This is a genomic window from Blastopirellula marina DSM 3645 (genome assembly GCF_000153105.1).
GTDB classification, from domain to species: Bacteria; Planctomycetota; Planctomycetia; order Pirellulales; family Pirellulaceae; genus Blastopirellula; species Blastopirellula marina.
In genome coordinates this window covers 763,240-786,141 of record NZ_CH672377.1, presented here as the reverse complement: position 1 = coordinate 786,141, position 22,902 = coordinate 763,240, and the positions used below count along the sequence as shown (strand labels likewise).

The 22,902-nt window shown below is 56.8% G+C and carries 18 protein-coding genes and 1 pseudogene; 1 reads left to right on the top strand and 18 read right to left on the bottom strand.

Annotated elements, in window-relative coordinates; genetic code table 11:
• Positions 1-27: 27 nt before the first annotated feature.
• From DSM3645_RS22230 to DSM3645_RS22195, 7 genes are all read right to left on the bottom strand, one after another.
• Positions 28-1,008 (bottom strand): hypothetical protein, encoded by a 981-nt coding sequence (locus DSM3645_RS22230; RefSeq protein ID WP_040353219.1) that lies wholly within the window; start codon positions 1,006-1,008, stop codon positions 28-30.
• A 301-nt stretch (positions 1,009-1,309) separates the two neighbouring features.
• Positions 1,310-1,540 carry a hypothetical protein gene (locus tag DSM3645_RS22225; protein ID WP_002654842.1) on the bottom strand — a complete coding sequence of 77 codons (231 nt, stop codon included), beginning with the start codon at positions 1,538-1,540 and terminating at the stop codon, positions 1,310-1,312.
• 421 nt (positions 1,541-1,961) lie between these two features.
• Complete coding sequence (locus DSM3645_RS22220) at positions 1,962-2,951, bottom strand: DUF1559 domain-containing protein (RefSeq protein ID WP_002654841.1); 990 nt, start codon at positions 2,949-2,951, stop codon at positions 1,962-1,964.
• Between the two features lie 148 nt (positions 2,952-3,099).
• Positions 3,100-3,585 carry a hypothetical protein gene (locus DSM3645_RS22215; RefSeq protein WP_002654840.1) on the bottom strand — a complete coding sequence of 162 codons (486 nt, stop codon included), beginning with the start codon at positions 3,583-3,585 and terminating at the stop codon, positions 3,100-3,102.
• A gap of 942 nt (positions 3,586-4,527) precedes the next feature.
• Positions 4,528-5,301 (bottom strand): phosphoribosylformylglycinamidine synthase I, encoded by a 774-nt coding sequence (purQ, locus tag DSM3645_RS22205; protein WP_002654838.1) that lies wholly within the window; start codon positions 5,299-5,301, stop codon positions 4,528-4,530.
• A gap of 56 nt (positions 5,302-5,357) precedes the next feature.
• Complete coding sequence (gene purL / locus DSM3645_RS22200; protein ID WP_002654837.1) at positions 5,358-8,282, bottom strand: phosphoribosylformylglycinamidine synthase subunit PurL; 2,925 nt, start codon at positions 8,280-8,282, stop codon at positions 5,358-5,360.
• A complete protein-coding gene (locus DSM3645_RS22195) occupies positions 8,263-9,105 on the bottom strand; it encodes a prephenate dehydrogenase (RefSeq protein ID WP_002654836.1) in 843 nt (280 codons plus the stop codon). The genes purL and DSM3645_RS22195 overlap by 20 nt, the downstream gene beginning before the upstream one ends.
• A 159-nt stretch (positions 9,106-9,264) precedes the next feature.
• Between DSM3645_RS22195 and DSM3645_RS22190 the strand changes: the two genes are divergently transcribed.
• Positions 9,265-10,311, top strand: a complete 1,047-nt coding sequence (locus tag DSM3645_RS22190; protein ID WP_040352926.1) for a type II secretion system F family protein — start codon at positions 9,265-9,267, stop codon at positions 10,309-10,311.
• Positions 10,312-10,322: 11 nt separating this feature from the next.
• Here DSM3645_RS22190 and DSM3645_RS22185 read toward each other — a convergent pair whose 3' ends face one another.
• The 11 genes and pseudogenes from DSM3645_RS22185 to DSM3645_RS22140 all read right to left on the bottom strand — a co-directional run bounded on the left by DSM3645_RS22185 (position 10,323) and on the right by DSM3645_RS22140 (position 22,781).
• The gene (locus tag DSM3645_RS22185) at positions 10,323-11,801 is read right to left on the bottom strand and encodes a PcfJ domain-containing protein (RefSeq protein WP_002654834.1); all 1,479 of its coding nucleotides are present in this window, start codon (positions 11,799-11,801) and stop codon (positions 10,323-10,325) included.
• A 277-nt stretch (positions 11,802-12,078) separates the two neighbouring features.
• Positions 12,079-12,810: an ABC transporter permease gene (locus DSM3645_RS22180; RefSeq protein ID WP_161603401.1), complete on the bottom strand. Its 732-nt coding sequence runs from the start codon at positions 12,808-12,810 to the stop codon at positions 12,079-12,081.
• Between the two features lie 173 nt (positions 12,811-12,983).
• Positions 12,984-14,282 (bottom strand): IS4-like element ISBlma1 family transposase, encoded by a 1,299-nt coding sequence (locus DSM3645_RS31470; RefSeq protein WP_002652236.1) that lies wholly within the window; start codon positions 14,280-14,282, stop codon positions 12,984-12,986.
• A gap of 918 nt (positions 14,283-15,200) precedes the next feature.
• Positions 15,201-15,686 (bottom strand): annotated as a pseudogene (locus DSM3645_RS31720) (ABC transporter permease); the annotation flags it as partial.
• Positions 15,687-16,591: 905 nt separating this feature from the next.
• A complete protein-coding gene (locus DSM3645_RS22170) occupies positions 16,592-17,377 on the bottom strand; it encodes an ABC transporter ATP-binding protein (protein WP_002654831.1) in 786 nt (261 codons plus the stop codon).
• 79 nt (positions 17,378-17,456) lie between these two features.
• Entirely contained in the window at positions 17,457-18,473 is a 1,017-nt protein-coding gene (locus tag DSM3645_RS22165; RefSeq protein WP_002654830.1) for a DUF1559 domain-containing protein, read from the bottom strand.
• Positions 18,474-19,047: 574 nt separating this feature from the next.
• Positions 19,048-19,209 (bottom strand): hypothetical protein, encoded by a 162-nt coding sequence (locus DSM3645_RS22160; RefSeq protein ID WP_237564910.1) that lies wholly within the window; start codon positions 19,207-19,209, stop codon positions 19,048-19,050.
• 167 nt (positions 19,210-19,376) lie between these two features.
• Positions 19,377-19,880 carry a hypothetical protein gene (locus DSM3645_RS30320; RefSeq protein WP_131282796.1) on the bottom strand — a complete coding sequence of 168 codons (504 nt, stop codon included), beginning with the start codon at positions 19,878-19,880 and terminating at the stop codon, positions 19,377-19,379.
• A gap of 294 nt (positions 19,881-20,174) precedes the next feature.
• Positions 20,175-21,641: a sulfatase gene (locus tag DSM3645_RS22150; protein ID WP_002654827.1), complete on the bottom strand. Its 1,467-nt coding sequence runs from the start codon at positions 21,639-21,641 to the stop codon at positions 20,175-20,177.
• Positions 21,642-21,885: 244 nt separating this feature from the next.
• Positions 21,886-22,164 carry an anti-sigma factor family protein gene (locus DSM3645_RS22145; protein WP_002654826.1) on the bottom strand — a complete coding sequence of 93 codons (279 nt, stop codon included), beginning with the start codon at positions 22,162-22,164 and terminating at the stop codon, positions 21,886-21,888.
• A gap of 2 nt (positions 22,165-22,166) precedes the next feature.
• A complete protein-coding gene (locus DSM3645_RS22140) occupies positions 22,167-22,781 on the bottom strand; it encodes a sigma-70 family RNA polymerase sigma factor (RefSeq protein WP_002654825.1) in 615 nt (204 codons plus the stop codon).
• Positions 22,782-22,902 lie beyond the last annotated feature (121 nt).

The window sequence follows — 22,902 nt, the reverse complement described above, 5'->3', positions numbered from 1 at the left end:
ATTTATCGGTTGGGGTGCCAAGCGAGATCAAAATAGGAAATCGTCATCAGAATTTGAATTCTCGTTGGGAGTCGCACCTAACGGCAAGGGCAACGTGCTAACGACGTATAGATTTACAATGTCGTCGCGATCCATGAACAGTATTTGGCTTCGCTTTGTCACGTCGAGTTTTTCGCCCAGCCAATTTTTCGCTTGTTTTGTAATCTCACCGCCAGCAACGATAAATGCATGGTCAACCAGCACTTTTCGGCTCGTTTCAGGATCAAATATTTCATGGCCCAGCATCATTAGTAGCTGATTGTAAATCTCTGCAATATTCGCATTTGACCCCTTGCTGACTCCAGCAGCATCGAGCTTTCCCTTTTTCACTTGCAAGCCGAAATACAAGACGTGAAGAGTTGGAAGAACAAACCGCATCCAGATGTCCTTGCCGTATTCGAGCGCCTTATCCTTGTGCCCAGCGGCCGTGATTCGATGGTATCCCAATTGTCTGAACAATGGCAATAAAACGTCATTGATCAGATCATCTTCTGAGCACTGATCTAAGAAAGCAATCAGTTGATGGCGTCGTTCTATTTCTCGCGAGGTGAACGGGCGGTGCGGATTGACCGCAGTCGAAATGGTTAGAGATCCATTGTGACGAATATAGAGTAAGTTGTCGTCACCATAGAACGCTTCGTAACCCTCGCGCGCAAGCGGCTGATTAAGCGCCTCAAGTGCCAGTTGGCGATCAGTGTCGTTATCTTCTGCGTCGGATTTATGCATGAGAACTCGCAACACGTGCACAAATCTCTCCGGAAGAGCGTGAGGGATGGGTTGCGGTTCTTGCAGAAGTTCTTCCAATCGTTCAGATGTCCATCGCCAACGTGTCGTACCATCGTGGACGAAGTTTAGATCGCATTCCTCAAAGAACTCAGTAATTAAGCTACTCGAACGACGAGGAAAGTACTTCTCGTCACCGATTACCATTTCCGCGATGGCGCGTAGATTGCGTGTTTTAAATCGCACGGTTCCGAGCAGTCCAGAGGTCGAGAGTTTTAATGCATCTATTAAGAAGAATCGACACGTCCGTGAGACGTAGGCCATTCGCGTCAACCTCAAACGTCCGCGGCGATTCGATTCCAATGAAGTATTTTAATACCGGATCATTTATGCGTCTCTTAGTGTATCTGAAAACTGGACCTTACGCAGTCACGTTGAGATGGGTAGAGCAGACCGAATGACGGCAGCCAATTTCGAGTGATAAAATCGGTTTGTGCAACCCACCGAACCCGCATCACCCGCGAACCAGGTTTAAGTGACTAGCCAATCAGTCGAGATTCTCGGCATCCGCATACTCAAGCGCCACCATACAGACGTCAAGGTCACTCCGAAGCTGCGGATCGGCAATGGAGTCGAGCTCCCAACCGGGCTTGTAGTGATCCAGTGCGTCCCGAAGTACACTTAGGACGTAGTGTGTTGAAGTTGGACCACCAAAGTCGCTAATGATTGCCTTGAGTGTCTTTCTTTGCTCTTCGTTAAGGTCGGATACACGTCCCATTTCGCTCTCCTTATTTCCATGACTTCTTCCGAAACTTGGCTTTAGAATTGTCGGAATATTTCCAGTAGATTGCAAGCTTACAGTCTAGCGCAGGATTCTTCGACGATCGCAAGTCATATTTTAGTTACGTCGTGTGCGTCGCGACGCACCAAGAACCCGCTATTCGGCGACCATCCAATTAGCGAGGTAACGCAATCCGTGGCCCCCGTTTGCGTTGCCACGCATGGTTAGATTTCGTCGCTCTCGGCATCGTCCGGTGCGTCTTGACGCACCCTACTGGTAGGACGTTTGGGACGCTCGGACGCGTCGGATCTTGTTCGATGACAAAGCGCACGGATATGTGTCGTTGTTTACCGCGCCGCGATCCAAGAAAGGAATGCCGCGGGCGCAAAGAGGCCGGCGGCATCCCGTCGCTGGTCGGTTAGTTCTCGCCGATCACCGCTCCGTCCGAAATTCCGGCGAGTCGTTCGATCGTGCTGTTGATCGCCGAGTCGACGCTATGCTCGATGTTTTCGCTGAAGAAGCGCACGCTGCCGTCGGCGAGGGCGAACTGGGCGCCGCCTGGGTGTCGGCTGCTGTACCCTTGTCGTTCGATGACCGAACTGGAAATGTAGGCCGGATTGATCGGGACTCGCAAAGAGCCGAAGATTGCAACCAGTCCTTGGTGACCGCTTGCCTGTTCGGGGCCGGTGGTATTGAAGTCTCGAGCCGCGTAGAGCGAGCCTGCGTACGCAGGTTCGGGGGCGGACGACGCGAACTGATACGATTTTTCGCCCAACAGGAAGGTATTGCTCGTGCCGTCGGTGATGTCGCGGAACGACGACTCGCTATCGCGCCAAAACAAACCCGTAGCGCCAGACGAACCATTGAGGTTATTGGTCGACCGAGCTTGAATCGTGCCGTAGTTGTTGTTGTTCACCACGTAGTTGCTGACCGGCATGAGATTATCTCCGCCGGCTGCAATCGCATGCCCAACATTTTCGTTCAGCTCGGGACCGGTATCGGAAGGACAGCGAAACGCTGCTTGAGTTTGTTGTGCCGCGGTCAAAACCGTCGAGTCTGTCAGCGCCGTGGAGGCGTCTAATTCGTCGGCGTTTAGCAAGTCGGCCAACGCCGTTTGCTCAATATACGGCAACACGAAGGTGGACCAGCTCCAATGCCCTTCGTTATCGATCGAAGCTCGGCCGGTGCTGCGAATGTCGGCGTAGCCCTGAGGAAACTTGCCATGCGCGTCATGATGAAGGTGCATCGCTATTGCCAGCTGTTTTAGATTGTTCGTGCATTGCATCCGCCGCGCCGCTTCGCGGGCTTGCTGGACGGCCGGCAGTAACAAAGCGATCAGAACGCCGATAATGGCGATCACTACCAGTAGTTCAACGAGCGTAAAACCGGATCGAGAGCGAGTATTCATTCTTCACTTCCTTCAACACGAGGAGACTCCCACGGCAAATCGCCGCGAGTTTTCAATGAACAACGCGATCCGCTCCGCTACCAATGATGGAATGAATCTAGAAGAGCGAGACGCGAAAACAGATAAGCGACGGAGGAGCTAGCAAGCTTTAGCGAGAGGTGAGCTCAAAATCGAACGCATTGCGGCCGGCGACCACCTCACGCTTCAACTCGGATTTAGTATTGTATCTGCTCGGAATTTTTTCGGCTTGAGCAGCGTTGTTTCTCTCGATGGATGGATCGGAGTGATTGCCGCTCGCCGCGATACTCTCGATGACCACTTTGTGCTGGCCGAGAACCGCTCCGTCAGCATCGCCCGTGAATTTCAACTGATAGAAGCCGGCTTCGTCGGTTGCCCCGAAGGAAGATCGTCCCTTTTCGGGAACAAACGTCAGCAACGCGTCGACAAGCGGTTTTCCGTCGAGAGTGACCGTTCCGGTCACTTCGCCAAGCTCAGGCCGATCCGATCTCGCTGTACACCCCGACTGCAGAAACAGGGCCAAGACGGTAAAGCCAATCAGTGAGGAGAAGCAGACGCTACGAAGCGCTTTCACGCCTAGCAGATTCCAAAAGGGATAGCATAGTTTGGCGTGCATTGATGACCTCATTTTGCGAATGATTGCTCATGATATCATGAGAAAAATTGGAGTCAAACAAAAATTTCAGCTCCGTCGGATCCGTTGCGAAGCGACCTGTCAGCTCTGTTTGCATCGCGACGCGGCGTTATATTTTGCAGCTCTCCGTAGCGCCGCGTGCGTCTGGACGCACCCGACGAGATGGATGTTTTTGAAGCTCTGGCGCGTCTGATTTTGTCCGTTGACAATTCGCACGGAGCCGTGGTCACATGCTGGGTGGCGCTTCGCAATTCGGTGGATCACATCAACGGCGACGGGCTTCTTTGCACATTGAGAATTCGCATTTCTAAACCCAAACGTCGCTGATGTCGAAGGCGAGCGTCAAACCTCACAGCTCGGCATTCAGACCGCTCGGTGCGGCGAAAAAAAAACGACGCGGTCCAGTCCACATTGTGAAACAAATCACGAAGGCGCATCCCGAATGTCAAAAGCAGCATGGATCAACGCTGCGGCGGTCCGGAATTGGGCAGAGTGGCCGTATCTCCCCCGCAGGTCCGATTTGAGCTACGAAAAAAAGCGATGCGGTCCGGTCCACTCGGTCGCCCAACCGGAGAGAAGACCGTGCCTGTCGCGATCGAAAGTTTCCCCATGTTATCGCTCAGATAGACGGGGGGATCCAATAAAAAAAATGAAGGAGTCCGGTCCAACCTTGTCCGGTCCGTTTCGGGAGGTAAGAGGCGCCTGTCACTTTGCCCAGATTAACAGCCCGGCAATGGGGCGATCCCTCAAAAAAATAGAGCGGTCCGGTCCTACGGTCCCGGTCCGTTTTGAGGGGCGGACGACTCAGGCGATTCGCCGAATTGTTATTAAGCTTTGACGCTGGTTGTTTGCCTTGCGGCCGCACTTCCCTGGCTTGCGCTTCGGGCTATGAAAGAGCCTGGCTGCGCGTTCGCCTGACAGCTTCTAAGCGAAATATTGCACCGCGTTTTGGAAGATCTTTAGGCCGTCGCCGACTTCGCCGGCTTCGCCGCGGGTCCAGCGGGGGTGATGCGTTGGTTCGAGATAACGCTCCGGATGCGGCATCAGGCCGAAGACGCGGCCCGTCGCGTCGCAAGCGCCGGCGACGCCTAGTTGGGCGCCGTTGGGGCAATCGGGGTAGGCCGCTTCACCGCCTGCGGCGTCGGTATAGCGGAGCGAAAGTTGGCCTGACTGATCAAGCGACTTGAGCGTGTCGGAGCAGCGAGCGACGAAGCGGCCTTCGGCGTGGGCGACCGGCAGATACATTTTTTCGATCTCTTTGAGAAAGACGCATTTGTCGCCGTTGGTTTTCAAATGCACCCAGCGATCGATGAACCGCTGCGACTCGTTCCAGGCCAAGGTCGCCGGCGCGTGACCGTCGGCGGCGTCGGGAAGCAGGATGCCTGATTTGAGCAAGATTTGAAAGCCGTTACAGATGCCGAGCACTAGCTTGCCGGCGTCGACAAATTCACGCAGCACTTCGTCCAGGTGATGACGAATCAGGCTGCCGACAATTCGACCGGCGGCGATGTCGTCGCCGTAGCTGAATCCGCCAGGCAGGCAGAGGATTTGGAAACCCTCGGCCAGCTGCGGCTGATCGAGCAGACGATTGAGATGGACGCGCTCGGCGGCGCCGCCGGCCGCTTCAAACGCGAACGCGGTTTCGCGGTCGCAATTGGTGCCTGGGGCTCGCAGGATCAACGCCTTGGGAGTCGCCATCGTCGGGTACTTTTTCTTGAAAGGTGCTGCAAACAGAAATAAGGAAAGGAGACCGCTTACCAGTCAAGCGGCGCGAGCCAGGCTTGTTTCAGTTCGTCTAGCGAAGCCGAAACGAGCTTCGTCTTTTTAAGCGAGATCGTCAGCGTCGGCTTTTCGATCACCGTACCGATCGCGGCGTGCGGAATGCCGGCCAACACCGATTGGAACTGCTTTTCGTTCTCGGCGGGGACTTCGACTAAAAACCGCGTGTTCGATTCGCTAAACAGCAGACTGATCGGATGTTTGGCCGCTTCGTCATGCGGCATGTTGTCGAGCGAGAGCTCGGCGCCCAGTCCGCCAGCAAAAGCCATTTCGGCCGCTGCGACGGCCAAACCACCTTCGGAGAGATCATGACACGCACGCACCAAACCACCATGAATCGCTTTGTGCAGCGAAGCGAAGGTGCTTTTGGCCATGGCCGCATTGACCTTCGGCGCGGCGCCATGTGGTTGATCGTGGATCAGCGACCAGTGCGAACCGCCCAGTTCGTGGAAAGTTTTGCCGACGACATACAGCTTGCTGCCGGTTTTCTTCAGGTCCATCGTCACGCAGCGGCGGACGTCGTCGACTTGCCCCAAGGCGCTGATCAGCAGCGACGGGGGGATCGAGATCCTCTGCTTTTCGCCGGCGTCGTTGAAGTAGCTGAACTCGTTATTCAAGCTGTCTTTGCCAGAGATAAACGGCGTGCCGAGCGCGATCGCCATGTCGTAACACGCGATCGCCGAACGAACCAACGAGCCGAGCGTTTCGGGGCGATCCGTATAGCCCCAGCAGAAGTTGTCGAGGATGGCGATCTGCGACGGATCGGCGCCGACGGCGACGCAGTTGCGCATCGCTTCGTCAATCGCGCTGGTCGCCATGTCGTAGGTGTCAAAGTCGCCGTAACGCGGGTTCATGCCGCACGAGACGACCACGCCGCGCTGCGAAGTCAGCACCGGACGAACGACCGCCGCGTCGCCGGGGCCGTCGTTCAAGACGCCGACCAGCGGCTTGATGGCGCTGCCTCCTTGCACTTCGTGATCGTACTGGCGAATGATCCAATGCTTGCTGGCGACGTTCAGCGAACCGAGGATTTGTTTCAAATCGCCGGCGAAATCGCACGATTTTGCAGCCGGAAGTTTCAGCGGCTTGACCGGCAGCGGCTGGTAAGTCGCTTCACGCACGATCGGCGGACGCCCATCGTGCAGGAACTTCATGTCGAGGTCGCCCACCGCTTCTTGATAGTAAAACAGTTTCAAGCGACCGGTCGGCGCGAACCGGCCGATGATTGTCGCTTCGACCCCTTCGCTCGAGCACAGCTCTTCCAGCTCGTCCCATTTGTGATCCGGAACGGCCAGCACCATCCGCTCTTGCGCTTCGCTGATCCAGATTTCGGTGTACGACAGACCGTCGTATTTCAGCGGCGCTCGATCGAGCCAAACATCGGCGCCGATCTTTTCGCCCATTTCACCAACAGCGCTGGAGAACCCACCGGCGCCGCAGTCGGTGACTGCGTTGAAGAGTCCGCGATCGCGGGCTTCCAACAGAACGTCGAGCACCATCTTCTCGGTGATCGCGTTGCCGATCTGGACGGCGCCGCCCGAGAGCGATTCGCTCTCGCTGGTCAGCTCGGCCGAACTAAACGTCGCGCCATGGATGCCGTCGCGACCGGTTCGTCCGCCGAGGGCGACGATCAGATCGTTGGGCTTCACTTCTTTAAAGGAGTGCTGTTGCGGGATCAGACCGACATTGCCGCAATAGACGAGCGGATTGCCCAGGTAACGCTCGTCAAAGTAGACGGCGCCGTTGACCGTGGGAATGCCCATGCGGTTGCCGTAGTCACGCACGCCGCTAACGACGCCGTTCATCACGCGGCGCGGATGCAACACGCCGGGAGGAAGCGTTTCGGGGTCGACATCCGGCGGGGCGAAGCAGAAGACGTCGGTATTGCAGATCGGCTTGGCGCCCATGCCGGTGCCCATGGGATCGCGGACGACGCCGCCGATGCCGGTGTTGGCGCCGCCGTAAGGTTCCAAGGCCGACGGATGGTTGTGAGTTTCGACCTTGAAGACGATGTTGTGCTCGTCATCAAAGCGAACGATGCCGGCGTTGTCTTGAAAGACGCTGACGCACCAATCTTTGTCGCCCAGGCTTTTGCGGATCTCTTGGGTCGCGGCGAAGATCGTCTCTTTCAACATGTTGTTGAATTTGCGTTCGCCCTTTTCATCTTTGTAGGCGATTCGGCCGGCCAGGGTTTTGTGGCTGCAGTGCTCGCTCCACGTTTGGGCGACCGATTCCAACTCGATGTCGGTCGGATCTCGTCCCAGCTCGTTGAAATACTTTTGAATCGTCTGCATTTCGACGAGGGTCAGATAGAGCTGACCCTCTTTGCTGAGCTTGGTCAGGCCGGCGTCATCCAGCTGGCGAATCGACGTGGTCGCCAGCGCAAATTCGTATGGTTTGCCGAACGAGAGCTGCTCGAACGGAATCGGGCCGACGATGACCTGTTCGATCGCGTCGTTCGCCAACAGCTTGTTGCACAGCTTGTCGAACAGCGGCGGCGGCAATTCCGGCAGCCAATATTTGCGGAATGTGCGCACCGCGGCGGCCGATTGACCAAAGTCGGCGATCGCCGTCATCGTGCTTTGCGCGACCGGATCCATCACGCCGGGCTTCGGCAAGACATAGACCAATTGCGACAAACCGGGCGCCGGCGGTTGCGACAGCGCGTCGGCGCCGGCCTCGTCGACTTTCGCCTGTTCGACGACGGTGTCGCAGAGCAGTTGATCGGACAACAGCTCGACATGGTCGCGGTTGAAGTCGGCTTGAATCAGAAAACCGCGCGACGTAGCGACCTGCAGATCGGACGCAAGGCCCAGATCGGCCGCGGCGGCGATTAACGAATCAGCGGCAGCGTCGCGCTCGTCAGCGGACGGATATATGTCAATTTCCCACAGCGTCACGGCGATTTTTTCCGTCGTTTAGGAGTTTTTCGAGCTTGGCGTCGTTCTCTGCTTCGAGAGCTTCACGCAAAGCCGCCAGCACTTTCTCAAACTTGTCGAGCGCCTTCAAGACGTGGCCCCGATTCGAGGTAAATATCTGTCGCCACAGCGCGGCGTCGCCACCGGCGATCCGCGTCGTATCGGCCCAGCCGGTCGAAGTCAGCGGCAACCACTTCTCGGGAGTGGTCGCGGCGACCGCAGCGGCCGCCCAGTGAGGCAAATGGCTGGTGAAGGCCAGCGCCTCGTCATGTTCTTTCGGTTTCATCCAAACAACGGTCGCGCCCAATGCCGTCCACAAATCTTCAACCGCTTCCGCCGCCGCCGCATCGGTACGCCGCGTCGGCGTCAGCACGACGGTGCGATCGACAAACAGGCACGCGTCGGCATGCTTAGGGCCCGCTTTTGCGCCCCCCGCCAAGGGATGACCGCCGACAAAGCGTGCGTTGGTCAATCCTTGATCGAGCGCCGCTGCGATTTCGCTTTTTGTGCTGCCGGCGTCGGTCACAATCGTGCCGGCCGGGCAATGCCGGTCGATCTCTTGAACCAGACCGACGATCTTATCGACCGGAGCACAAACGACCACCAAATCGGCCGATTTGACGCCGCCGGCGATATCGGTGGTCGAGCGATCGATCGCACCGACCCGTTTGGCGTCGACCAGGCTCTCTTGGTTTCGCCCGACGCCAACAATCGACTTCGCCAAACCGCGGGCTCGCATCGCCAAGCCGATCGATCCGCCGATCAGGCCGACTCCAACGATCGTGGCTTGATTCCACTGAGGCATGACGCGCAAGGGGGTGTTAGTCGTAAATGGCTAAAATCGAGAATCGGTTAGTTTAACAAAATCCCGCGCCGTTAGCCGAGGGGCAAGGCGCTGTCAGCGTCGATTTCCCCAGGTATCTTGAGAGGGAACCGATCCGACTCCCTTAAATCGCGAGATGGCATGTTTTTTTCCCCACGTATCGGACTTCATTCGCTCGTTCTGCTGTGCCGGCGAGTCGGAACGCAGTTGGACGCCGGCGTGGATGACCGCACCATCTGGCGCCGAGAGGTCGAGCGATCCTCGGGCGCCCAGCGTCAGATGATGATTGAAATCCGGGATGGAATCGAACGAGGCTCGACGCTGGGGGATGCGCTGACGCGGACCGGCGACTACTTTCCGCATGTTTTTCGGGAAATGGTCCGCCTGGGGGATGAAACTGGACATCTCGATCGGATTCTGAAGGAACTTTCTGTTCGCTATGAGCACAAGAAGCAGATTCGCAGCGCTTTTTTGGCCGGCATCGCCTGGCCGATGATCCAGCTGGCGTTCGCCGTCTGCGTTGTGGGGCTGTTGATCTGGATCATGGGTTTTCTCGGTGACATGACTGGCCAGTCGGTCGATATCCTGGGTTTGGGGCTGATCGGTACGAAGGGGCTGATCATTTATTTTTCGCTGATCGGCTGTTTGATCTTTGCCGGCTGGGGCATTTGGATGCTCTACAGTCGCGGTCAATTTGACTTTTTGCCGTTGGGCCGCATCGCGATGAACATCCCAGGAATCAGCTATCCGCTGAAAACGATCGCTTTGGCGCAGATGGCCTGGTCGATGGCGCTAACCACCGGCGGCGGGCTCGACGCGCGTCGTTCCGTTCAGCTCGGTTTAGAGTCGACCCACAGCGACTACTACACGCAGTACATCGAGCAGGTCGATCGTGATCTGCTCAACGGAGAAAATATCGGCGCCGCGCTGCGTCACACGAGCGTCTTTCCCGAAGAGTTTCTGGATGCGATTGACACCGGCGAGATCACTGGCAATCTGTCTGAAATGATGGAAAAGCTGACCGCCGACTACCAGTCCCGCGCCAGAGCCGCGCTCAACACGTTGGGGATGTTGGCAGGCTTCGGCGTTTGGCTGATGGTCGCCGGTCTGCTGGTCTCCCTGATCTTCCGTTTGGCGTATTCGTACTACGCTCCGATGTATGAAATCTTGGATGAGATGAATCATTAGTCAGAGCGGCGTTACACATAGTTTCCTAACTTCAATCCAACGGACGACGCCCAGCGGCGCAGTACGTCTTTCTCTTGGTCGGTCGCCAAGCGATTGAATTTGCCACGCGCTTGCACGATCGTGCGCGTTTGGGGGTCAACCTCCAAGGTCAGCACTTTCACGTGCATGCCGCAAGACTCCACTTCCATCCGCCAAATCGAACGTGCGCCGCGGACGCAGGTCGACGCGTACGACGCAACGCAGTGATGCATCTTGCGACCTTCGGCGACCAGTTCCTTGGCGGTGCAGACCTCGCGGATGGACCACCATTGATCGTGGCCGTCCCACGACTTGTCGAGCCAGTCAAACGAAGGCAGGCCGCTTGGTTTCCACTGTGGAACATCGAACGCGAAGGTCGAATCGAGCCCGGCGTGCCAGCGATTCACCTGACGCAACAGCGCCTCAGGCGTACGCCCTTTCATCGTGAAGTTCGGCTGCCGAGCCGGGCCTGCTTCGTTTTGATCCGCTCCCAGGTAGTAGTAGGCGACTTCAAACTTTTGGAAGTAAATGTAGTCAATGACTGGTCCAACTTGGGCCATGTCCTCCAACGGATTACGAATGAACCATTGAATGACCGTCGTCCAAAACGGATGCTGCGAAAAGTCATTGGCCAGTCGTGTTCCCATGATCGCTTGGGCCAACCGATCGTCGCCCCCCAAGCCGATGACTTGCCCCCAACGAATCGCTTCGTTGATCGTCGCGTCGTTTGGCGCCGAGAGAAAGTGATGGGCCATTCTCTTGGTGTAGGGAAGCGGCAGGTTGCAACGGGTAAAGTTCTCGCCGGCGCCGATCTGGACGTACCACAAGCGCTCTTTGTCAGACTGGCCGCCGTGGCCGGTGAACCAAACGCGATCCAAAAACGCCGGCATGTCGCCGTACCGCAATAACAAGTGATGCAAGAGCGAAATGAACTGTCGTCGCGCGCTGCGAGTCTTGGGTTTCCACGATTCCAACGGCCGGACCCAGTGCGGGCCAAACGCTGCGAGCAGCGGCAACGCTTCAATCGCCGAATTACCAGCGATCTCACCGTCATGGGGATAGAACGAGTATCCATTGAGAAAACTGGCTCGCTGACTCAGCAAGTGCGTCAGCAATTCGACCAGCGTTTTCCGCTTGTGGTTCGTCTCCTTGACTGCATTGGCGAAGCGAATCAGAGAGGGCGTCGATACGTGCCGCGCATCGATCTCTCGACGAGCCAGCGACAGCAAGTGGTCTCCCCGTCGCCGCGCGTCACGCTTTTGACGCAACAATTGACGACGAGCGGCGAGACGCGCCGCATACTCGATTTCGAGAACGCGCTGACGCTCCTTTTTGCGGAGCTTGTCGCTGAAACCGTTGTCGGCGCACCAGGTGCGATACTGCTCGATCGTATCCAGGCCGAGCCGCTTTAGATGACCGCGGAGATGGCGATCGCTATGGAGAAGTTCGTTTTGTTTTTGTTGGGTGGCCATGGTAGATCAGGTGAGTGCATAGGATCTCTACAGTTCCTTGAAGGAAGCAATAATTGGGCGAGATTCGGAATCGGTTTCATGCGAGAAAACTCCAACGGAAAATAGGGTTGTGGAGAGGGAGACACGCGCGAAAAGAGACGGTTCGCGCGTCGGTCGAAGTTTACCGAGCGACAAAGATACGTCGCTCGGCTTCGATGTTAGAAATGTCCGCTTCGCTTCCAACAGCGCGAAACGAAGCGTTGGGCGGCTCTTCAACGCTGTCGGCAGGAACTGCTTGTCAGGCGGCGGATCTTCCGGCCTGCAAGAGTTTGAGCGGTTCCTTGCGACCGGCGCTGAATGCCGGCCAAATCGCTGCCACCAGGCAGAGAACGAGCGTAGCGCCGCAACCCAGCGCTAATTGCTTCCATGGTAAGACCAGCGTCGGCGACATCCCGCCGAAAAAGCTGACATGCTGCGAGATGCCGACTCCGCACCAGCCCGCAGTGACGCCGAACGAGAAACTGAGTACGCATGCGACCAGTCCCACGAGGCAAGCCTCTGCGATGATTAAACGAAACAGGCCGAATCGGGTCAGTCCGAGCGAACGCAATACGCCCAAATCCCATTGCCGCACACGAACCGAAGCGAGGATCGTATTCAAAACGCCCAAAGCCGAAACAGCCAATGTGACCAACGGCAGTTGCCCCATCCCCCAGATAATGCCGTCGGCGCGATTGCGAATTCTTTGTCGGACGTCATCCACCGTCGTAATTCGAACGGAATCTCCAAAATTACGTGCGGCGAAGGTCCATGTTCCCTGGCCATTTACCGGTTGCCGTTCCCCTTCATAGTGATCGCCGATTTGCTGCAACGATTGACCCAACTGTTCGTAATCCGCGTCGGGCTCGACATTCATCCAAAAGAAATTGGTCAACGGCAGGTCAAAGTCTCGCTGGACGTCCTCATAGCGAGCGAAGACAATCGCCGCCGAGCGACCGCTCTGTCGCCGTAACCCAGAAAATTTCGTCATCCAGTGCCAGCCCGGCAGAAGCGTCCGGGATTTCAGGTTTTTCATCGTTTCGGCCGCCTGGCGTGCGTCATGTGTTGGGATGAGAGGCTGGTGTGCTGATCTTGCGGTCGGCGCCGGTTCAACATCCGCGCAGGCGGCGGCGCGGCTTGCCGTCGGGGTTAGACGCCAGCTTATTACGACTCGGCTTTCTTTTTTGCGCGGCGCTTCGCGGCCGATGCTCGTTCCACGTCACGCTGTCGTTCGCGCTCGCGTAGGATCGGCGCGATTTCTTCCCACGTCGCTGCGCCGCAGGCGACTTGCTCCAGCATCACGAACATATACTTGCTCGGACGATGTCCCAAGTGCAGATAGGTCAGCAGCGCCGCGATCACCGCGACGTAGAAGCTGAGCAGCACGCCCGAGCGGTGATGACTGATCAAGTGATTGAAATTGGCGAAGCATTTCAACCAGCGGAAGAAGAGTTCGATCTGCCAGCGCTGTTGATAGAGCTGGGCGATGACTTCGGCCGACACGTCGAGCAAGTTCGTAATCAGACGCACGGTTTTCGTTTCGTCCTGCTCTTGATACTCGATAATCACCTCGCGCAACGGCACATCGAGAACGATATGTCGCGCTGCTTTCGACGAGCGAAAACGGCCGCGCCGATCACTGACGACGCCTGCTGCGAGATCTTTTTCGCTTAGCGGATTTTCGTCGGCGTCAGCCAGGTGCGGCGCATTGCCGCCAGCCGGTTTGTAACGGATAACGAACTGCGCGCGGGGAGTCCAAGATTCGTTTTGCAGATGATAATGCGCGTTGATGACGTCGAAGCCGCTGAAGCCGCGATCGTACAGATAAAGCCGACCATCTTGCACGTTAGCCGCGGCCGACGCCGACTCGCTGTGCCCCGGTTCGGCGACGACAATCATCTCTGGCGCCCAACTCGTAACGCCGACTTGAAAATCGAGTCGGATATACGAATTTTCTCGTCCATGTTGATTTGAACCGCGCACGGCCCACGCGACCTCGGCCGCCGCTTCTAAAAACGTTCCATCGACGGCGACGGTCCGCTTGAGCAATTCGGATAAGTCGTTCGCAGCGCGGCCGAGCCCGGCCTCTTTGCGGCTCAACTGCTCGCGCAGCGCCTGCAGGATCGGCTCGAGCCGCTGAGGATCGACGAGTCGATGGAAGTCGGAAAGCGTAGTGCGGCAGATTTTTTGAATCGAGAGATGCCGCTGGACTTGCTGCGTTTGACTAAAATCTTCGATCGTTCGCAGCGTGCGAATCGTTGGGTTAAAAAAGGCGAGCAGGTAAGTGACGAAGACGTCATCGAGAAACAACTCGCGATTGCCATGAGAATCGTCACGGCGCCGCAACTCACTAAGCTGCTTCTGCAATAAGCGCACGAACTTCCCCCCCATGACCTGATCAGGCCACAGTGGCAATTCGGCCAACTCCCGTTTCGTTCGGCGCTGTCGCGATTTCGGCTGCATGTCGAAATCATGACAAACTGAAGTCGCTGGCGCAAGTGAAGAAATTGCGAAGAAAATCCCGGACGCTTCTGGCCAGCCCGGTAAGGTGACGACGCCGGCGATCTCGTACGAAACGAGCTTCCCGGGCGAGTAAGGCGGGATCATTACAATCGTATCGCCGACGCCTAACCCGGTAACGCTGGCGAAATGATCCGGCACGAGACATGAATTTCCTGTCGCCAGCTTACGGGCCGCCTCGTTGCGGTCGCCGACGACAAAATCCAAATCCAATAATGGATCATCGCCGCCGACGCCTATTTCCGGATCAAGCCCAATCAAAATGACGTTGTCTTGTCTGGCGACCGAGGAGCGGCTATTGCTATCGGTTACATCCTCAGCAAGCTTCGGCTGTTCGACGGCGAGCGGCATAAAGCGGCCTGGAACGACGCCGGGCGCTGCGGCGATCGACGCGAATTCGGATGCGGGAAGACCTCCCGTGGTGAAGTTGACGAGCGTGTTTGGCGCCCAATCGCCGGGGACGAACGGCTTGAGCATCGAGTAGCCCCAGATTTGCGTCGCGATGAAGAGCCCGAGTCCTAGCGTTAGTGCAACTGATGTGCCCAGCGTTCGCCAGAAGTTGCTTGTCAACTGCGAAGCGAGCAATCGCGGATCAAGTCCGAATATCCGTGCTAGAGGATGGGAAAGAAAACGCTCGGTCAACACGATGGCCAGCGGCGCCAAGAGGATGAATCCAATCGCCATCGTGGTACAGCCGATCGCAGAATAGACGCCGTAGCGCACTTCGTCTGACATGGGTACGAAGAAAACAAAGAGCGGGTTGAGCGCGATGAGAATTATGCCGGCGATCACGCTCCAATACGACATCTTCGCCGGCGGCGCGATGGAATGCGGCGACATCGCATCAAGCGGACTGACGCGCGTGGCGCGCCAAGCCGGGATAATGGAAGCCGCCAATGCTCCGCCAAACGCACAGACCCCCGAGAGCCCGATGGACCAGCCTCCCAGTGTCGCGCCATCCCGCAAGAAATCGGGATGCGAGTAGGCGATGACTTTCAGCAAGCACCAGCCGGCGATCAGTCCTCCCACCCAGCCGATGAGGCCCAGCACGAGACTTTCGACCGCGATGATCGCGGCGATCTGACCGCGAGTAAGAGCAATTGCGCGTAACACGGCGAACTGTCGACCTCTTTCATGGACGCCCATGCTGAGAGTGGTGAAAATAATAAACAGCGATGCGAGTAGCGAGATGCCGGTCGCCGAATAGGCCTGCGTCCGCACGCCTTCGGCGGATCGACTTTGCGTAAGTTCTGTTTCGATATCTTGAGGACTCTGCAGCGCAAGCGGGGGATCCGAACTCGCGAACCGGGGCCGCCAGTTATTGCGGAACGCGTCGGATGTGGCCATCTCTTTCAAAGTGATCGCCGCGAAGTCAACACGTAGCGGTTGTTGGCTGATTTTCTCGGCGACTTTGATCGGAACGTACAGCGCTGTCGGCGCGGGGCCACGTGATGGTTGAGGAGACCCCCGGCCGATAACAGGCAACGACTTCACCTGATCCACGATGCCGATGATTTTCAGGCGATACAGGCCCTCTTCCATTTCAATTTCGAGCTCATTTCCCAAGGCGATTCGATGGTCGGCGGCTAATCCACGGCTGATGACCGCTTCGTGACCATCCGTCTTCGCCGCGTCGATCCAAGTCCCTTCGATCATTGGAAAAGGAGGGGCGGTGGATGAGGCGCCGAGCAACGAAACCGTCGGAGGTCCCGAAGAGAATCTGCCGCCGGTCGGAATGCGCACGGCGTTTTCGCTTTCGCTTGCGAGCTTGGCGGAAGTACCGCTCGCATTCGCGTTCGACGCATCACTTGTTCCGCGATCGGCGCCCGGCGGTCTCCCCTGACCGCGGCGACCAGGGGGGCCCGTTCCGCGTTGACGTGCACCGGGGCCTCCAGGTGATTGGGATTTGTCGTTGGCCGGCGTTGCTCCAAAAATCTTGGTTAACTTCACGCGTGATTGCATGCCGAGATCGATAGACGCGACATTGGGATCGTTTTGCAATTGGACAATCCATCCTTCCGGCACAGACGGTTTCACTTCCGCCGAGGACTTCTCTTGAAGGGCCGGAACCACATAAAAGTGGTGTTGTCCAAGATACTCGGAAGAGAAATCCTCGAACTGCGAGACAAGCGCGTCATAACCGCTTACTACCCAGACGACCATGCAAGCCGACGCGACCATCGCCAACGAAGTCAAAGCCAAACGCGCTGGATATTGGCGAATATAGGAAGCGACAATTTTCAAGACGATTCTCATTGGGCGACCTCCGTACCGGCAGGGGCTGCGCCGCGAAGAACATCTTGGTAATGGGCCGCTAGTGAGTGGGGATCGCAGAAGTTGGCCGTCTCAAATTCGTCCAGCAGTCTGCCATCCTTTAAGACAATGATTCTTTCAGCCCAGACGGCGACAGATGGTTCGTGAGTAACCACGACGATCGTGCGATTTTGTTCTGTGCAAAGTTCTTTGAGGATTCGACAAGTTTCCTCGCCGGTCGCCGAATCGAGACTTCCCGTCGGTTCGTCCGCGAGCACAATCGACGGATCCGTGATCAGGGCTCGCGCGATCGCCACGCGTTGCTGTTCTCCGCCGCTGAGCGCGTCAGGGCGATGCTTGCGCCGCTCGGCGATTCCTAATCGATCCAGAAGATCATCCAGCTTTTCGCGTATCTCGCCAGAATAACCGCTCGCGAATAGCGGTAGGGTAATGTTGTCTTCTGCGGTCAACGTGGGAATCAGATTGAACGCCTGAAAGACGAGGCCAATTTTTTGGCGACGAAACCGGGTAAGGTCACCGTCGCTTAGTTTGGAAATGTTTTGACCGTCGACGATCACCTGCCCAGCGTCCGGGGACGTAAGGCCCGCCATCAAGTGCATGAGCGTGCTCTTGCCCGATCCGCTGGCTCCCATGATCGCCGTGAACGTACCGCGTTCGATCGTCAGACTTACGTCGCGGAGCGCCTCGACCCAATGCTGCCCCTGGCGAAAACGTTTCGTCAGGTATTCGACGCAAAGCGGTTGGACAGAATCGGATACGTTCATGCTTCGTTTTCCAGGAAGAAAGAAGAACTCTAGACTGGGGATGTCCGCGACAACGATCGGTAAGAATGGCGACCTTGACTTAACGCGCGATCTCCACTTCTTGCCCGCTACGAGTCCAAGTTGCGTGCCAGACGTTGATATCAATCGTGTCCGCGACAAAACTAACGCCGCCATCCGTATAGCAGGCGTTCACGCCTCCCGTGTGCCAACTGCGCGCGGCGTTGGCTTTGGATGATTTGTTGACGAAATCTGGCGCCGAATTATTGGGCGATAGCAAACCGCAGAGTAACGGCCCTTTGGGATCGCAGCCTCGCAGCCATGACGTAAGTCGCTTTCCTTCCCAGCTTGCGATTTGCGTCTCCACCGCTGATAATCCGCCGGCGTTGCTGTCCGCCGCATAGGTCAAACTGTCAACTCCGCTGTTCAGCGCCGCACGATACTTTTGAGCGTCCTGGAGCGGAGTTGCCGTAGCGGGAGAGTCGCCTGGACCGATGCCCGATTCCGACCACAGGATGGTGTTGCTTGTGCCGTCGGTGATCGAGGAGAATTTCACCTGCGCTTCGACCCAGCACATGCCGTCGTTAGCGCCGAAAGACGGATGAAACATCGCGTCTTGGCCGCTTCCCGCGTTCATCCCATAGTTGGCGCCCGCGACCGGTATGATCGTGCCGCCGCCCACATCCTGTTGACTGAGCGCTTCGCCGGGATCACTGGGGCAGAGAAAGGTTTTGACGGCTGTGCCCGCGGCTGCATGCACTTCTACCGGCAATCCATCCTTGGGATGCCCCATGTAGAAGCTGAAGTCGATTAGATTCTGCAGATTCTCCTGCTCTACATAAGGCAATATCTTCGCCAGCGGCGAATAGTCGCTCGGGTAAGCAGGTCCATCCCAGCCAGCGTTGGGGAACGCTTCGGCATAAGTCGACGCATAGTTGTGCGTCGCCAGACCCAGTTGCTTCAAATTGTTGGTGCAACTCATGCGTCGGGCCGCCGCGCGAGCCTGTTGCACCGCTGGAAGCAATAAAGCGATGAGAGCGCCAATAATAGCGATGACGACCAATAGTTCAACGAGCGTGAACCCGCGTTGACGTGACATTCTCCGAATCGCCTCTTTTTTACTTTGCCGCGCGGATCGGCAAACAGTGGGAAATATGGTAATTGTCGATTTTTCCTCTTCTGACTGGCGGTTCACGAAAGGGAAACACGCACTGGCTAAATCAGAAGCAGAAGTGAGAATCGTCCAGCTGATTGGGGCAGTTGGTAGCGGCTGGGATTCTTGGTGAGTCATGCGAGGAACGTATTCCGCAAATCGTCTTCCTCATTTGCTTCGCTAGTGAATAGCAAGCATTGCGCCAACACAACCAATGTTTTGCTGCGTCGGTATGGGGGACATGCTTGAATCGGCATTTCAGCGGTTTATCGAATGTCCTGCGCCGTTCAAGATTCAATTTGCAGCGGTCTGTCGCACGTCGTCGGCGGTCCGCTGCATGTCAGTTGATTCGACTCGCTTGTCGGCTGGGTCGACACGCAAGGGTATGGCAAATAGAGAATCGCTGCTTGAGGGCTGAGCGACGCGATAAACCTGAAGTAGAAGCGGTCGTCACGCGACACGCCAAGATCGACGAGTTATCCATTAGGGGCGCCGATTCGCGCGTTGCATTGAACAGAATCTAGAAAGTTTGCGGCAAAAGCATTCCGAGTAAAAGAACCACCGCAACGCAAACGATAGCGACGACTTCAATCTGTGTCGCCAGCTTGGGCCGGTCTGCCGAGATAAACGCCCACACGACCAACATCGCCATCGGCACGGCGCAGATGATGTGCGTTTTCATGGCTACCCACACGCAGAGCGCGGCGCCTGCCGTAAGACCCAAACATGTCATCAAACTGATTCGCATTTGGGGTTTTTCGACAGGTCCAGAATCGGATCACCCTTCCCAATCACGAATTCAACTTTCGCGAAGAACACGTCATTTCGTTGTACAACGGCAATATAACGTCACTGGATCGGCTCGCCGGTATCCTCGACGTCCCCATTGCTTTGAATCGTGAAATTCCCTTTTCGCAGTGGTTGCTTGCGATCTCCCTCGCGAAACAGTTGCGGGTCGACAAAGTCAACATCTTCAGGCGCCAACCAATGGATGCCGAGATTCTTGCCGGTCATGAGATATGTCGGCGCCGGTTTTTCGCTTGCTGAATCGTCGTCGAAGAAACCTAGCTGCATCGAGTCTCCCTGGTCGGTCACGATTGCAACGACGCTAGTATGCGTAGGGGCGCCGGGATCGTTATCGAAATGAAAGGGAGATTTGCAGCCGTGTAATTTTCGATTGTGGGGACTGTCCCACGGTTCGTCGAAACGGTATTCGCTGAGTTGCGGATCGATCTCGTTTTCCAGGATCGGGATCAGAAGCGCACGCCAGCTATGCATGGGGCGTCCGTTGGCGCCATAGATGCATCTGGGCGGAGAAGCTTGGTGGATGGCTTGATAAACGGAAAGGGCCATGACGACCTGTCTCGTTTGGCGGCGCGCGGCGGCGTGTTGATATAGATAGGTTGGATGTCCAAGCGAAGGGATCAGCAATTGGCTTGCGAGGTATAGCAGAACTCCGCTAAACGCTAGGACGGTCCCTATGTGCCCGGCAATCTTCGGCCGAAAAACCCAAAGCCATGCCCAAGCGATGATGACGACCGCCGGGATTGCACATAAGAAGTGTATCTGAACCGCAATCGCGAGTATCAATGCGATACTCGCAGTAATCGAGAAGCAAGTCTTTAGATTGATTTGCATTCGTCCCCCTTACAACTCCGGAATCGGATCATCCTTTCCGATCACTTCCCCTTCCCACACCGCCGTCTCGCCGTCATAAGACAAGATGCGGTGGGCGCTGCCGGGCGCTGAGGGAACATCGACTTTAGGCAACCACACGGCCAGCTCGTTTTTCACATCGGCCAATGTTGTATTGCCGGCCAGGTTGTTGATTTCCTGCGGGTCGGATTGCATGTCGTACAGTTCTTCCGATCCGTCGGCGTAGCGGATGTAGCGCCAGCGCTCGGTGCGGACGGCGTGGTTGCCTTGGTTGTGGGTGGTGATCGCGGGATGATCTCGTTGGGTGGCGGCGTTTTGTAGTTGCGGGGTGAGGGAGTGCCCTTCCAGGTTGGTGTTGGCCGGCAGGCCGCAGAGGTCGATCAGGGTGGGGTAGATGTCAAGCAGTTCAACCGGCTGCGTACACTTCCCTTGAATCGCGACGCCGGGGCCGGCGAAGATCAGCGGAACGCGGGTCGAACGATCCCAGAGGCTGTTTTTGCCGGTGATCCCTTTTTCGCCCAAGTGCCAACCATGATCGGACCAGACGACCACGATGGTATTGTCGGCGTACCCTTGTTCCTGGAGCGCCGCCAACACGCGGCCGACTTGAGCATCGACAAAACTAGTGCAGGCCATGTACGAGCGGACGAGATTGCGCCACTCGCCGGACTCCACCAAAAACTTTTGGCGTGGTTCCGGCAACTTCCAGTGCATGTACCACGAGAAGCGGGGAGTGTCGTCCCGATCTGCTGCGACGAACGGCGGCAGTTGAACTTCGTCCTCGGGATAGAGGTCGAACCATTTTTGCGTCGCGTAGCAAGGGACGTGCGGCAGGAAGAAGCCGACCGACAGGAAGAACGGCTCCTGCGGTTTCGCTTCTAGCGTATCGACCGCCCAACTGGCGACTTTGAAATCGCCTTTGTCTTCGTCTTTGTGAGGAAAGGTTCCCCAGTCGACCAGCGGGTGAGGATTGGGCGTTTCGACCAGCTTTTTTTTCGGCTTCGCGCCAACCGAAGCGGCCGGGCCAAGATGATCGAACTCGTTGTCTTTCTTGGGGCGACGACCATAGCCGCCGTGAAAGATCTTGCCGGTCGAATAAGTCGTGTAGCCGTGTTGGTGCAAGTACTGCGGCAGGGTGACCAGATCGCTCAACGGTTCGACATCGCGAAACCAGGGCGCCAAGCCATGTATGCCGGTCGTGCTGGGTCGCAGCCCGGTCAGCAGACTCGTGCGTGATGAATTGCAAAGGGGCGCCTGACAGTGGGCGTTGGCGAACAGCGTGCCCCGCGCGGCTAGTCCGTCGATGTGCGGCGTTTGAACTTGAGGATGCCCGTCGAGACAGCCGATCCAATCGTTCTGATCGTCGATCGCGATGAACAGGATATTGGGTTTCTCGGCTTGGGTGAGAGAAGAGGACAGCAGCAACGCGCAAGCAGCGCAGAGAGCAAGGCGAATCATGAGGCGATCTTTGGGCGTGAGATAGAGCGAGGAATCGACTGTTTGATTCTAGTCGATCGCGAAGCAGGAAGCACGCGATCGTTCGCTGTTCGAAGTCGGGTCCGCTGTGTGGACCAAGGGAATCGCTAAACATCGTTGCGATACCGCGCAGAGAACCGAGGTAAGGCAATCTTACGTCCGGTTGAATTTCATCGGCCGAAATCGTTGCGCTGCAGATGGTCCGCATAGGGGACCCTACGCCCGATTATTCCGTTGGCGGAATCTCGTCGGGCCCTTGCTTGCGAGCTTCTAGGATCGCGTTGATCAGCGCATCGGGGGCCGGCGGCGGTGGGTTCATTTTGTTGCAGCACGCTGCTTTGCCCAAGATCAGCGTCTCGCGGTAGTTATCCAAGTAGTGTTTGCAGCAAGGACAATGTTCGAGATGCGTTTCCATCACGTCTTGCTGGTTGGCCGGCAAGGCATGGTCGAGAAACTCGGCGAGATATTCGTAGATCTCTTTGCAGGATAGTTTTGCGTGGTTCATAGTTATGCACCTTGCATGTGAGGATCTAGCAAGGTTTTGAGCGCCTGGCGTGCACGATGGAGTCGAGTTTTTACAGCGCCGGGCGTCAGTTCCAAAACTTCCGCCGTTTCTTCGGTGCTCATCTGTTCGATGTCGCGTAATAGCAAAACGGTACGGTAGGATTCTGGCAATTCGGCAATCTTTGTGCGAACCAGCTCTCGGATTTCCCGGTCGTTGACTGCGGTATCGATTGTAACGGCCCAAGCAGGCTCATGACCATCGCGATGGCCGTTGCCCGAGAATTGCGGCAACAAGTCATCAATCGGCTTTTCCGGTTTCCGCCGCCGCGTCCGCAATTTCATCAACGACGCGTTCACCACAATGCGGTGCAGCCAAGTCGACAACTGCGAGTTTCCCTCGAACCGACTAATCGACCGAAATGCTGACAGGAACGCATCTTGCAACGCGTCTTGGGCATCTTGCTCTTGCGTCAAAAAGCGACGAGCCACCGCGAGCAACCGCCCGCTGTAGTCTCGCACCAAACGCTCGAAGGCGGCCGGATCACCCGACTGTAGGCCCTGCACCAATTCGGCTTCGGTTACGAAGGGATCGGCGAGTGGGCGTTGAAAACTTTCCATGTTCGGAGAATACCAGATCGAGAAACGGGCGTCTATTCGGACAAGTAAGGTAGATTTTCTCGGCAGCGCCATTGAATCGACGCCGAGCGAAGCGCACGATCAGATGGGTAGCCGGGCGAAA